Raw genomic sequence first — 13,057 nt, 5'->3', positions numbered from 1 at the left:
GTTGCGCCCCATCGTATTTCCAGGAAACAACCATGAATATTCCCCACTGGTGGCAAAACGGCGTCATCTATCAGGTTTACCCCAAGAGTTTTCAGGACACCACCGGCAGCGGCACCGGCGATTTACGCGGCGTGACGCAGCGTCTCGGCTATCTGCAAACGCTGGGGGTTGATGCCATCTGGCTAACGCCGTTCTATATTTCGCCGCAGGTTGATAACGGCTACGACGTCGCGGATTACATGTCTGTCGATCCGGCCTACGGAACGCTTGCAGACTTTGACGAACTGGTGGCGCAGGCGAAAGCGCGCGGCATCCGTATTATTCTCGATATGGTGTTTAACCACACTTCAACCCAGCACCCCTGGTTTCGCGAGGCGCTGGATAAAGACAGCCCGTATCGTCAGTTTTACCTCTGGCGCGACGGTACGCCAGACAGTCTCCCGAATAACTGGCGCTCCAAATTTGGCGGCAGCGCCTGGGGCTGGCACGCCGAAAGCGAGCAGTACTATCTGCACCTCTTTGCTCCGGAGCAGGCAGACCTGAACTGGGAGAATCCGGCGGTCCGCGCCGAGCTAAAAAAAGTGTGCGAGTTCTGGGCCGATCGCGGCGTGGACGGGCTGCGTCTCGACGTGGTGAATCTTATCTCTAAAGATCAGCACTTCCCGAGCGATCCCGACGGCGATGGGCGGCGTTTTTATACCGACGGCCCGCGCGCGCATGCGTTTTTACGTGAAATGAATCGCGACGTCTTCACGCCCCGCGGCCTGATGACGGTCGGAGAAATGTCCTCCACCACGCTGGAAAACTGCCAGCAGTACGCCGCACTCGATGGCAGCGAACTGTCGATGACCTTCAACTTCCACCACCTGAAAGTGGATTACCCCAACGGTGAGAAGTGGACGTTAGCCAAACCCGACTATGTGGCGCTCAAAACCCTGTTCCGCCACTGGCAGCAAGGCATGCACAATCAGGCCTGGAACGCGCTGTTCTGGTGTAACCACGACCAGCCACGCATCGTGTCGCGTTTTGGCGATGAAGGTAAATACCGCGTTCCGGCCGCAAAAATGCTGGCGATGGTGCTGCACGGTATGCAGGGCACGCCCTACATCTACCAGGGTGAAGAGATCGGCATGACCAATCCGCACTTCCGCCAGATTACCGATTATCGCGATGTGGAAAGCCATAACATGTTTGCCGCCCTGAACGGCCAGGGGCGCGATGCGCAAGAGCTGCTGGCGATCCTCGCCAGTAAATCGCGCGATAACAGCCGCACACCGATGCAGTGGGATGCCAGCAAACACGCGGGCTTCACCGCGGGTGAACCGTGGATCAATCTGTGCGACAACGCAGCGGATATCAACGTGGCGGCAGCGCTGCGCGATACCGACTCGGTGTTCTATACCTATCAGAAGCTGATCGCATTGCGTAAAGCAGAGCCGGTTATCACCTGGGGCGACTATCAGGATCTGCTACCGGGCAGCCCGCATCTGTGGTGCTATCAACGTGAATGGCAAGGACAGCGGTTGCTGGTCATTGCTAATCTGAGCGATACCTTCCAGAGCTGGCAGCCGACCCAGACCGACGGCAACTGGCAGGTGCTGATGCACAACTATGCCGAGGTCGCCAGCCAACCCGCAGACATGACGCTGCGTCCTTTTGAAGCTGTCTGGTGGTTGCAAAAATAGCTTGCAATTATGTTCAGGCCCGGTACGCATAACGCTGCCGGGCTTTGATGCCTACGCTCAGCTTACCTTTCTGTTTTTGTTGAATAATTAATCAGAATTTTCTGCCCACAATTTACAATCGGCTGTAGTGCCCGTCATCTGTACGCTCCGATTTTTACTTTGCGCTACATCAAATAAATCGTAAACATCCTTGATGCAAATCACTACATATAGAACTTAAAATGCACGCCGACCCAATATGTTGTATTAATCGACTACAATTGCTACAACTACAGTGCACCGCTTCACGGTGGAATTGTGGATAAAGTGGGTCAGGATTGCGGGAAGTCATTGGCAATAGAGATGAATAAAGCCCTGATGGCCTCCCCAACCTCTGTGGATAACCTGTTCTTATAAATATGGAGTGATCATGACACCGCATGTGATGAAACGAGATGGCTGTAAAGTGCCGTTTAAATCAGAGCGCATCAAAGAAGCCATTCTGCGTGCAGCTAAAGCAGCGGGAGTCGATGACGCAGATTACTGTGCCACCGTCGCAGAAGTCGTTAGTAGTCAGATGAATGAGCGCAGCAAGGTCGATATCAACGAGATCCAGACAGCGGTAGAAAACCAGCTAATGTCTGGCCCGTACAAACAACTCGCCCGTGCGTACATCGAATATCGCCACGACCGTGATATCCAGCGTGAAAAACGTGGCCGTCTGAACCAGGAAATTCGTGGTCTGGTTGAGCAAACCAACTCTGCTCTGCTGAATGAAAATGCCAACAAAGACAGCAAAGTAATCCCAACCCAGCGCGACCTGCTGGCCGGTATCGTTGCCAAACACTATGCGCGTCAGCACCTGCTGCCGCGTGATGTCGTCCAGGCGCACGAGCGTGGTGATATTCACTATCACGATCTCGACTACTCTCCGTTCTTCCCAATGTTTAACTGCATGCTGATCGACCTGAAAGGCATGCTGACGCAGGGCTTTAAGATGGGTAACGCGGAGATTGAACCGCCAAAATCCATCTCTACCGCGACCGCCGTCACCGCGCAAATTATCGCGCAGGTCGCCAGCCATATTTATGGCGGCACCACCATTAACCGTATTGATGAAGTTCTCGCGCCGTTCGTCACCGAGAGCTTTAATAAACATCGTAAAACCGCTGAAGAGTGGCAAATCCCGGACGCCGACGGTTATGCCCATTCCCGTACCGAGAAAGAGTGCTACGACGCATTCCAGTCTCTCGAGTATGAAGTGAACACCCTGCATACCGCCAACGGTCAGACGCCGTTCGTGACCTTTGGTTTTGGCCTGGGAACCAGCTGGGAATCGCGTTTGATCCAGCAGTCCATTCTGCGTAACCGTATTGCCGGCCTGGGTAAAAATCGTAAAACCGCAGTGTTCCCGAAACTGGTGTTCGCGATTCGTGACGGTCTGAACCACAAGTTTGGCGATCCGAACTACGACATCAAGCAGCTGGCACTGGAGTGCGCGAGCAAGCGTATGTATCCGGACATCCTGAACTACGATCAGGTGGTCAAAGTGACCGGCTCGTTCAAAACGCCAATGGGCTGTCGCAGCTTCCTCGGCGTGTGGGAAAACGAGAACGGCGAGCAGATTCACGACGGACGTAACAACCTCGGCGTTATCAGCCTCAACCTGCCGCGTATCGCGCTGGAAGCGCATGGCGATGAAGCCACCTTCTGGAAACTGCTCGACGATCGTCTGGTGCTGGCGCGTAAAGCGCTGATGACCCGCATTGCGCGCCTGGAAGGCGTGAAGGCCCGCGTGGCGCCCATTCTGTATATGGAAGGGGCCTGCGGCGTGCGTCTGAAAGCGGACGATGATGTGTCAGAAATCTTTAAAAATGGTCGTGCATCCATCTCTCTGGGCTACATCGGTATTCACGAAACCATCAATGCGCTGTTTGGCGACAAGCATGTGTATGACAGCGAGCAGCTGCGCGCCAAAGGTATCGCCATTGTGGAACGCCTGCGTCAGGCGGTCGATCAGTGGAAAGACGAGACTGGCTACGGCTTTAGCCTGTACAGCACGCCAAGTGAAAACCTGTGCGACCGTTTCTGCCGTCTGGATACCGCCGAATTTGGCGTGGTCCCGGGCGTGACCGACAAAGGCTACTACACCAACAGCTTCCACCTCGACGTGGAGAAGAAGGTTAACCCGTACGACAAGATCGATTTCGAAGCGCCGTACCCGCCGCTGGCAAGCGGGGGCTTCATTTGCTACGGCGAATACCCGAATATTCAGCACAACCTGAAAGCGCTGGAAGACGTCTGGGATTATAGCTATCAGCACGTGCCCTATTACGGGACCAACACGCCAATCGATGAATGCTACGAGTGCGGCTTTACCGGTGAATTTGAGTGCACCAGCAAAGGCTTTACCTGCCCGAAATGTGGTAACCACGACGCCGCCCGCGTATCGGTCACCCGCCGCGTCTGCGGTTACTTAGGCAGCCCGGACGCACGTCCGTTTAACGCCGGTAAGCAGGAAGAAGTGAAGCGCCGCGTTAAGCATTTAGGGAACGGGCAGATCGGTTAATTTAGACGATTTTATTGCCCGGCGATGCGACGCTTTTCGGGCCATTATTTCCGCAACGCAATTCACGTCATAGCAAGGCAGCAAATGAGTAAGTCCCGGGGAGCTTACATAAGTAAGTGACTCGGGCGCACGAACGCAGCTATGGCGCGAATTGATAAACGGATGAGAAGCGAAAATGAATTACCATCAGTATTACCCTGTCGACATCGTTAATGGTCCCGGTACTCGCTGTACCCTGTTTGTTTCAGGATGCGTGCATGAATGCCCCGGTTGCTATAACAAAAGCACCTGGCGGCTCAATTCCGGCCAGCCGTTTAGCAAAGAGATGGAAGACAAGATCATTGCCGATCTGAACGACACGCGTATTCACCGTCAGGGGATCTCGCTCTCCGGCGGCGATCCGCTGCATCCACAAAACGTGCCGGATATTCTGCAACTGGTGCAGCGCATTCGCGCTGAGTGTCCGGGAAAAGACATCTGGGTGTGGACCGGCTACAAGCTCGATGAACTCGATGCCGCGCAAATGCAGGTGGTGGATCTCATCAACGTGTTGGTCGATGGCAAATACGTGCAGGATCTCAAAGACCCGGCGCTAATCTGGCGCGGGAGCAGTAATCAGGTTGTACATCACTTGCGTTAATTTCCAGCAGTAGAGGTTCTGTTTTCCGCCCCTCAAAAACGGCTCACACACTCCATTGCAACCGTTTTGAACTCGCTGAAATTCCGGCATGCGCAGAGTCGCGTCATCGCGCGCTCGCGCAGGAAGGTGACGAAAATATCGTAGATCGCCATCGCTTCTTCGTATTCGCTTTTGCTGATGGCGAGCAGGAAGATCACATGCGCCGTTTCATCCCCCCAGGCGATACCCTGCGGGGCGAGGATGGTGTAGACCACCGTTTTCTTTGCCAGCAGACCGAGGGCGTGCGGCAGGGCAATGCTGTCACCCAGCATGGTGCTGACGATGGCCTCACGTTCAACCACCGAATCAAGAAACTCCGCATCGACAAAGCCTTCATCCTGCAACTGGCGACATAAAACGTTGAACAACGTTTGTTGATCCATTGGCTCGTCGATCACACGAAAATGGGCGGCATCGAAGAATTTGTTCAACATCCACGGACGGGTTCTGTCGACCAGCACCAGTTTGCCAATTTGCTCCAGTTGATAATCGGTAGGGAACGGTGCAATCATCACCACAGGCTTATCTTTTTCACCAACCCGCGCGGTAGAGATGACGAAATCTTCGCTGATGCTTTCCCGCTGTTCGTAGTCGCGTAGCGTCACGGTATCAACGATTTCTATCTGCGGATACTTACGCGCCAGCACCGCCTCAATCATCCGCAGCATCGCATTTCCAGCATCGCATACCAGCAGAACTTTCGGCTGCCTCTGGTAACCGATGTTGTAACTACGCTCCAGCCCGACGCCAATATGCAGCACAAGGAAGCCAATCTCATTTTCACTGATGGTGTACGGCGTATATTTTCCCCATCCCGAGACGGCGGCCAGCGTCATGTCCCACGCCATCGGGTAGTGCTGTTTAATATTTTCCAGTAGCGGATTGGGGATCATTATCTGGTAACGCACCCGGGTGATCATCGTCTTAATATGCGTCAGCAGGTCAGCATGTAACTGTTTGTCATTCAACAGGTTGTAGTTGTACTGGCTGTTGATAAACCGCAGGATGTAATTGACCAGCGCTTCGTCATCATCCGCATTGATGGCGCTGGGGGCGATCTCTTGTACCTGGCGGGCGGCGATATGCACCTGCAGCCAGTTCTCTTCGGAAACGGTAAGCGGTTTATCCGCCAGTCGGTGCAATACCGCTGCGATTTCCCGCGTGGCCAGGCACACCGATTGCTCGGCTTCTTCTGCGGCAAACTCCGGGAGGGGATACCCTTCGCTAATCCGCCGTACCGCCACCGCGCAGTACAACCGCAAAAACAGCTCACCCTCATCGGTCAGGCGAATGTGAAAACGGGCAAAAATATCCTGCAAAACAGGTTGTAGCTGTTCAGGGATCCCGGCATTTAGTGCCTCTTGCGTCACTAGCGGGTGCTGTGGATCCTGCTGTGCCAGCGTCCATAGCAGATCGGTCAAACAGGCGCGGATCGCCATCTCGCTGCCAAACAGTTTCATACCGTGACGGGGGCGCGTTTCCAGGGTCAGATGATAACGTTGCAGATGCTCGCGCACCTCAGCCATATCGTTTTGCAGCGTCGCGCGGCTGATAAACCATTCATCAGCCAAATCCTCTAGCTTCAGCGAAAAGGCCGACGTCAGAAAACGAACCACCAGCCAGTGCACCCGCTCCTGGCTGGTGCGAGGGATGCGCAGCAACGCGTCTGGCCGCTGCGTTTGCAGGGCATGATAACGTGCCGGGTCGTCAATTTTGAGTTGATAACCGTTACCCCGGCTGAGGACAAACTGCGCGCCGTACTGGGTGAGCAGCGCGTTTAGCGCAGTGATATCCGCCCGTACGGTGCGTGTGGAAACCGACAACCGCTGCGCCAGCTCGTCCTGTGGAAGCGCTTCGTTTTGCAGCATGCCAAACAGCTGCGCTAAACGTTGGTTGGGGAATCGCACGTCAGTTTCCTCATCAGTCAGTTAGCCTACGCAGGCCCGGGTCATCGCCATCAGCTGGCGCACGTCGTCCGGGCGGGTGTTACCACTCACCTTATCAATAATCGAACTATAGATGTGAGGAATGATTTTGCTCACTCCGGCATCCAGGGCGATCTGCAAAATTTCAGTGAAATTATCCAGATCGATACCGCCAGTTGGCTCCAGCCAGAAGTCATGACGGGCGCAGGCCTGGGCGACTGCAATGTATTCCTCACGACACTTCAGGCCACCCATTGGGAAGTATTTAATCGAGCTCCCCCCCATGTCTTTGAGCAACGCAATCGCGGTTTCTACCGGCACAATGCCGTCCGGCGTCTGGCTGCTCAGCGGACCGGTGGAGATTTTCACCCTGCCCGGAGTGCCGGTTGGCGAGACCAGACCGTTGACCACCGTCTCCTGCTGACCCAGCAGCGCGCGGCTGGTCGCCACGCCGGTAAAGACCTGATTAACATGCTGTGGCTGCACCTGACGGGAGATTTCACTGACCATCGCCGACTGGTTGGGATCGCCCGCCCCCAGCCCCACGGAGAGGGCATTGTCGATAAGCGCTGCGTATTCACGCATATCCGCGACCGCGCTTGCGACATCCGGGTAATTTTTTGACAACACACCGACCAGCACGTGTCCTTCCGCCGCCGCGTAAATATCCCGGGCATTTTCTTTGGAGCCCGCCAGCACGTTCAGGCAGACGCGGTCGCGATAAAAGTTAGGGGTCAGTTTCATGCTTTTTTCTCCTGCGAAATCACTTCACCAATTCGACGGGCCACAATCTCCAGTTGCGCGCGATCCACGCTGCGCACATCGGCTTCGATAATGCCTTCGTTAGCTTTGTAACCACGGAAGTAAATCGCGTACTCTCCCTGCTTGAGCGCGTCGACCAGTTCACCTGTGGCGATGCCGGTTGCCGCTTCGTCAAACTTAATTTCGGTGCGCGCGATGTCGCGCCCTGCGCTGTCCCACACCACGCGGGCACTTACGCCGTGAAGCTGGTTTAACGCATTAATGAACGGCGTCATTTTCTCGACCATCTCCGCGCCGCTCTCTTTCTGCGCGTTCAGATACAGTTCGATGGCGCAGGTCAGGCCAAGAATCCCCTCTTTGCCCACCTTCATCGCCCGACCAATCCCCGCGGTCTGGCGCTTCACCCACTCAACGTATTGGGTTTTGCCAATCACCAGGCCGCTGGTTGGCCCTTCAATCGCCTTCGCACCGCTATAAATCACCAGATCCGCACCAACCCGGTAGTAGCACTGCAAATCCTCTTCCGCCGCCGCATCCACGATTAGCGGCAGATTATGCGTACGCGCCACCACCGCAGCCTGTTCCACGCTGAGCATGCTTTTCTGGACGCAGTGGTGAGATTTGATATACAGAATGGCCGCCGTGCGTGGCGTAATGGCCGCCGCCAGCTGAGCGGCGGAACATTCGTTGGCATAACCCGCTTCCACTAGCTTGCCGCCGCCGAGCGCCACCATGGTGCCAACCGGAGCGCCAAAGTTGACGTTGTGGCCTCTGGGCAGCACGATTTCGTTGTTCTCGATCGGCGCGACGTGCAGGTTCTCCAGCAGCCAGTCGCTGTCCTTAACCAGCACTCCAGCCACTGACAGGGCGATTCCGGCCGAAGCGCAGGAGACGACGGTAGCCCCTTCCACCTCCAGCAATTTCGCAATGTAGTCACCGGTCTTATTGACCAGGTCTTTCATCTCAAAATATTGATTCATCCCCGCCATTGCGGCCTCAACCACTTCTGGTCGTGGCGTAGAAACGCCGAGCGCCGTCATGCGGCCTGAGGTGTTAATCACCTGTTTTAAATTGTATTTCTCAAAAATCGAAGGCATGTTCCGCGCTCCCTTGTTCGGTCATATAGCCCTTGCCCGCACGTATTGCGGCAAGCGGCACCAGCAGTTGTTCAGCCTGCAGGCTGTCGTTTTCTGCATCTACCAGCACGGTTGGCTGGCGCTTAAGCGTAAAGAGGGTTAAATCGGCATCCAGACCAACCTGCAGTCGCCCTTTCTGTTTCAGGCGCAGACCATCGGCGGCATTGGCAGTAACGCACTCAATGACCTGCGGGAGCGACATCCCAATGGCGAGAAATTTCGACATCACATTCGCCAGGGAATACACCGGGCCGCTGATACGGTTGCGACAATAAATATCGGAGCTGATGGTGTGCGGCAAAATGCCCAGACCGATAGCGCGTTTTGCCACCGCAAAGCTCAGGCTGGCAGTGCCATGCCCAACGTCCAGACGCACACCGCGTGAAATCGCCCGCGTCACTGACGCCCGCAGCTCGCCTTGCGGCGTCAGAATGCGATTCGGCTTACCGTTGTAGCAGTGGGTAATGATGTCGCCCGCGGTCAGGCGTTCGGCGATCTCATCCAGATCCGGCGGATTGTTGCCGATGTGCACCATCAGCGGCAGGTCACCGTTCTGCGCTTGCATCGCTTTGGCGCGCTCCAGCGGCGTAATGCCGTTTTCACCGACCACGCTGCTGCTCATGCGCGCCTTCAGGCCGACGATAAAATCAGGATGGCGCTTCACCGCCTGTCGCACCGCATCGGCGTCAATGTTGGCCATATTAGCCAGCTCGTTCTGGGCGATAAGCCCAACGCGGGAGATATTCAGCAGCGCATACACTTCAGTGGCCGCTTCCCGGGTCAGGGTATAAAAATCATCGATATCGTCCGCCCCGGTACTGCCCGCATCCACCACCGTGGTAACGCCGGTAGCTATACCGACGCTGTCCGGCTGGTCGTGATAAATCGGGGATTTCGGATAGCAGTGAACGTGGGAATCAATCCAACCTGCGCTGACGTAGTACTCGCCGCCAAGTTCGATGGTTTTCAGCGCCGGGCCATCTACGTCGCCCAACGCCGCAATTTTGCCGTCTTTGAGCGCAATATCGCTCACCGTATCGTCAACAAGGCGCGCACGGCGCAGGAGTAAATCAAACATCGCTCTCTCCTTTGCCGGATGGCGGCGCAACCGCCTCATCCGGCCTACAAATCAACAGTTAGCTAATGGCAATCGGGAAGATGGACCCGAGGATCATCGCCCCAAGGATCGCCCCGCCGGTGATCGGTTTCTGCCACAGGTAAAACAGCAGCGCGCCCGCCAGTGAACCGATGCCGATAGGGATAGACGCCGTCATCGCGCTGAGGATAATCAATGGTCCGAGGAAGCGACCGGAGGCGTTACCGGCCCCCATCATGACATCCGCACCGTAGGTCGAGTCGCTCTGATTGATGGTGAACTTACGCGCCAGAATAATGATGTAGCCAATCGCCAGACCAATCACCAGACCGGTGACCAGCGACGCTGCGAAGTTGGCAACCGGGAAGATAATACCTGCGCCCAACAGCAGCGCCGGAACACCTAACCCGACCCCGGTCTGAATCGCCCCGCCAATATCCAGAATCCCCACCAGCGAACCTTCAATGATGCGGGCAAACAGGAAGCTTGCACCAAATGCCGCCACCGCCCCGTAGGAGCCGGTGTCCATTCCCGCCTTCAGCATCGCCACAAAAGCGACTTCGTTAAATGCGCCAATACCGTACAGGTAGTACATGTGCGTTCCGGCAAATACGCCAGAGGAGAGCAGGCCAACGAAGATCGGGAACGACCAGTCAGCGAACCAAAAACCTTTATTCTGTTCCATGATGGCCTCCGTTATTTGCCGCTGAGCGAGTTGTGGATCAGTTCGAGCCAGTTAGGCACGGTCAGATGGAAGGATTCGATCATCTTCATGTCGAAGCCGCGGAAGAAGCCGCTCAGGACAAACAGCGCGACGATAGCCACCATCATCACTTTAGTGACGTGGTTCCAGCCGCTCTCTTCCACGCCTTTACCGATCAGAATGCCAAGGACCAGACCCGGAACGGCGTTGCCCATAATCAGCTGCGCCGCGCCGCCAAAGACGGTGGCCCAGAAGCCTGATTTTTTACCGGCATCGATCGCCGCCAGCCAGAAGATCACTGGCATCACGGTGTTGACCAGCAGGTTAGCCGCAGGCACCAGCACCTTGACGGCGGTCACCTGCAACGCTTCCGGTACGGATGACGCCGTGAGGTTCAGGAAGGTCACGACGATCATCCCGATAACGCCGCAGGCAATCGCCATGCGCTTGGGATCGTGCAGCGTTTCACCGACGTTGCGGTTTTTAACCATCAGCGCAGCAGCGCCCCAGTTGGGGATGATGCGATGGTCGACGTCCTGAGTGAACGCCCCCGCCGCAACGGAGGAAGCCCAGGCGTTAAAGAAGAAGCCCAGGCCGAACGAGAAGTGAGAAGCCGGATCCCCTTCGCAGGAATTCAGTTCTCCCAGAGTACGAAACGCGCCCATCCCTTGAGTGGTAGGCGCATGAAACATGCGTGCAGCCCCAGCGCCGACACCGACGCCAACCAGGCCGCCGATGATGAGCGATTTTATTAATATTATCAGGAACATAATTATGCCTTTTAATAAAGAATCAGCGTTGCGTAACGAAATCCACCTTGTCGAGATTGATGGCAGTCACGTTGACGGTCACGTCCAGCTCCACGCTGAAGGTGCGTCTTTCCCGGCGCAAAAAGAGGAATAAAAATGCCTCTTTGCGCACCGATTCACGCGCTTGAACAACCTGCACATCCTGTGGCTCAATACGCAGTAAGATATGCGGCGACGCTTTCATCACCGCAGCCTGAACGTGGTTCAGGGCATCGGCAAAGGCGCGTGCTTTGGCCTCGCCCTTGCCAGTGACTCTCACCGTGGTGGTGAATTGTTCTTTCATGCTTAAGCGCCGTGTTTCTTTTGCCACGCCTGTACCAGGCGCTCACCGAGTTCTTCTTTGTCCATAAAACCGAACCCCAGCACGTTGCAACCTTCGTTGATGGCCGTGACCCCTTCATCAACCGAGCGCATGCCGTATTTCGCCTTGTAGCCGTATTTGGTCTGCGCGGTAATCGCACCCGCGCCGCCACTGCCGCAAAACGAGATACCAAAGGTGGCGTTTTCCGCTTTCATCACGTCACCCAGCTTCATATCTGCCGCAACGCCCGGCACCACAACCGCACGGCCGCCCGCTTTCTCAACGCCTGCCGCCACTTTCTGGCCTTTACCCAGACGATCGCCAATCACTACGGTAATCTGTTCCATCTTTTGCTCCTTAAAGGTTGTCTTTCGCGACTTCGAAGTGCACCGACAGCAGCCAGGCCTCTTCCTCAGGAAGATTGCCAAACTCAGCGACCACGTCACGGGCAAGCGCCATTGATTCGGCAGAAATTTCATCAAACAAGCTGGCATCGACTTCTGGTAAGGGTTCACCCGTTACCGAGCGGTGCGCCATGGCGCGAACATGCGACGTCAGCATCTGTTCCTGTACAGCGTTGGGAATAATGTGGCGTTCACGCAGCAAGGCATACACCTGCGCCAGCATGCGGTCGGCCAGTTCCACCGATTCCCCCATGTCATTCATTACAGCTCCGTTATTCACTCGTCTTACCCCACTAGTGGCTCTGAGGGTAACTTAGCGGTGGGGGTTAAAAGTTTGTAGCGAGTTGTTTTCCACTTCGAAGTGGAAAGGGGCGCAGCGATAGTGATCTGTGCCGCAAAAAGGGCCGGGACCACGATTAATCACTGGAAGAATGTGATTGAGATCGCAAGAGTGAGCAGCAAAATGGAAGGAAATGCGAACAATGAATGGACGATAAAAATGAAAAAATGTGATGGGGATAGCGTTTACTTATGGGATGCAGGGGCGCAGCGTCTTATCCGGCCTACGGTTATGCAGGCCGGATAGAGTAGATTAGCGGAACTTCTTGTGGTTTTCGTTGCGCGTTTTTTTCAGGTCTTCCGCAACGGCTTTCGCCTCTTTGACTTTACCTTCGTTCGCCAGTTTAAGCGCGCCGTCAATCTGACCGATCAGCGTATCAAAGCCGTGGCGGAAATCTTTCATCTCCGGACTGTCCGGGGATTTGCTCTCCAGCTTCGGCGGCGTTCCCTTTTGAGCATCCAGCGCGGCTGCACGCATTTTGGTCAACGCGTCTTTCAGTTCAGTCGCATTGTCCGTTTTTTCGACGATCTTCAGGTTGTCGTTGAGGATCCCCATGTCATCTTCGAGATCGGCTGCAAACGCAGAAGAACCAAGAACCAGCGTTGAAGCCGCGACGATCGCTAACAGGTGTTTACGCATTGCTCACTTCCTTTTTTATTATTAAAAAAT

The 13,057-nt window shown here is 55.4% G+C and carries 13 protein-coding genes; 3 read left to right on the top strand and 10 right to left on the bottom strand.

Features of this window, described 5'->3' with window-relative positions; all coding sequences use genetic code 11:
• Positions 1 to 32: 32 nt before the first annotated feature.
• From treC to nrdG, 3 genes are all read left to right on the top strand, one after another.
• A complete protein-coding gene (gene treC / locus BZK42_RS17955; RefSeq protein WP_080859628.1) occupies positions 33 to 1,685 on the top strand; it encodes an alpha,alpha-phosphotrehalase in 1,653 nt (550 codons plus the stop codon).
• A gap of 409 nt (positions 1,686 to 2,094) precedes the next feature.
• On the top strand, positions 2,095 to 4,233 hold the full coding sequence (gene nrdD, locus BZK42_RS17950) for an anaerobic ribonucleoside-triphosphate reductase (RefSeq protein WP_016151477.1): 2,139 nt from the start codon (positions 2,095 to 2,097) through the stop codon (positions 4,231 to 4,233).
• A 175-nt stretch (positions 4,234 to 4,408) separates the two neighbouring features.
• Positions 4,409 to 4,873, top strand: coding sequence for an anaerobic ribonucleoside-triphosphate reductase-activating protein (gene nrdG, locus BZK42_RS17945; protein WP_016151476.1), 465 nt, complete (start codon positions 4,409 to 4,411; stop codon positions 4,871 to 4,873).
• Positions 4,874 to 4,905: 32 nt separating this feature from the next.
• Here the strand turns inward: nrdG and BZK42_RS17940 are convergent, their stop codons facing one another.
• From BZK42_RS17940 to cybC, 10 genes are all read right to left on the bottom strand, one after another.
• On the bottom strand, positions 4,906 to 6,819 hold the full coding sequence (locus BZK42_RS17940) for a BglG family transcription antiterminator (RefSeq protein ID WP_049043244.1): 1,914 nt from the start codon (positions 6,817 to 6,819) through the stop codon (positions 4,906 to 4,908).
• A gap of 21 nt (positions 6,820 to 6,840) precedes the next feature.
• Positions 6,841 to 7,581, bottom strand: a complete 741-nt coding sequence (gene dagF, locus BZK42_RS17935) for a 2-dehydro-3-deoxy-phosphogluconate aldolase (RefSeq protein WP_016151471.1) — start codon at positions 7,579 to 7,581, stop codon at positions 6,841 to 6,843.
• Positions 7,578 to 8,696 carry a DgaE family pyridoxal phosphate-dependent ammonia lyase gene (locus BZK42_RS17930; protein WP_053389029.1) on the bottom strand — a complete coding sequence of 373 codons (1,119 nt, stop codon included), beginning with the start codon at positions 8,694 to 8,696 and terminating at the stop codon, positions 7,578 to 7,580. Before BZK42_RS17930 ends, dagF begins: the two co-directional genes overlap by 4 nt.
• The gene (locus BZK42_RS17925; protein ID WP_016151469.1) at positions 8,680 to 9,813 is read right to left on the bottom strand and encodes an amidohydrolase/deacetylase family metallohydrolase; all 1,134 of its coding nucleotides are present in this window, start codon (positions 9,811 to 9,813) and stop codon (positions 8,680 to 8,682) included. Before BZK42_RS17925 ends, BZK42_RS17930 begins: the two co-directional genes overlap by 17 nt.
• Before the next feature lie 58 nt (positions 9,814 to 9,871).
• On the bottom strand, positions 9,872 to 10,516 hold the full coding sequence (locus BZK42_RS17920; RefSeq protein ID WP_003830379.1) for a DUF4310 family protein: 645 nt from the start codon (positions 10,514 to 10,516) through the stop codon (positions 9,872 to 9,874).
• A gap of 11 nt (positions 10,517 to 10,527) precedes the next feature.
• Positions 10,528 to 11,304 (bottom strand): DUF4311 domain-containing protein, encoded by a 777-nt coding sequence (locus tag BZK42_RS17915; protein ID WP_005134210.1) that lies wholly within the window; start codon positions 11,302 to 11,304, stop codon positions 10,528 to 10,530.
• A 22-nt stretch (positions 11,305 to 11,326) separates the two neighbouring features.
• Positions 11,327 to 11,626, bottom strand: a complete 300-nt coding sequence (locus BZK42_RS17910) for a DUF4312 family protein (protein ID WP_016151468.1) — start codon at positions 11,624 to 11,626, stop codon at positions 11,327 to 11,329.
• A 2-nt stretch (positions 11,627 to 11,628) separates the two neighbouring features.
• Positions 11,629 to 11,991: an SFCGS family glycine-rich protein gene (locus BZK42_RS17905; protein WP_003830384.1), complete on the bottom strand. Its 363-nt coding sequence runs from the start codon at positions 11,989 to 11,991 to the stop codon at positions 11,629 to 11,631.
• A 10-nt stretch (positions 11,992 to 12,001) separates the two neighbouring features.
• Entirely contained in the window at positions 12,002 to 12,310 is a 309-nt protein-coding gene (locus BZK42_RS17900) for a PRD domain-containing protein (RefSeq protein ID WP_016151467.1), read from the bottom strand.
• Between the two features lie 330 nt (positions 12,311 to 12,640).
• Complete coding sequence (gene cybC / locus BZK42_RS17895; protein ID WP_080859626.1) at positions 12,641 to 13,027, bottom strand: cytochrome b562; 387 nt, start codon at positions 13,025 to 13,027, stop codon at positions 12,641 to 12,643.
• Positions 13,028 to 13,057: the final 30 nt, after the last annotated feature.

The sequence above is a fragment of the Citrobacter braakii genome (genome assembly GCF_002075345.1).
Classification (GTDB): Bacteria; Pseudomonadota; Gammaproteobacteria; order Enterobacterales; family Enterobacteriaceae; genus Citrobacter; species Citrobacter braakii.
This window is presented reverse-complemented; position numbering and strand designations above follow the sequence as displayed.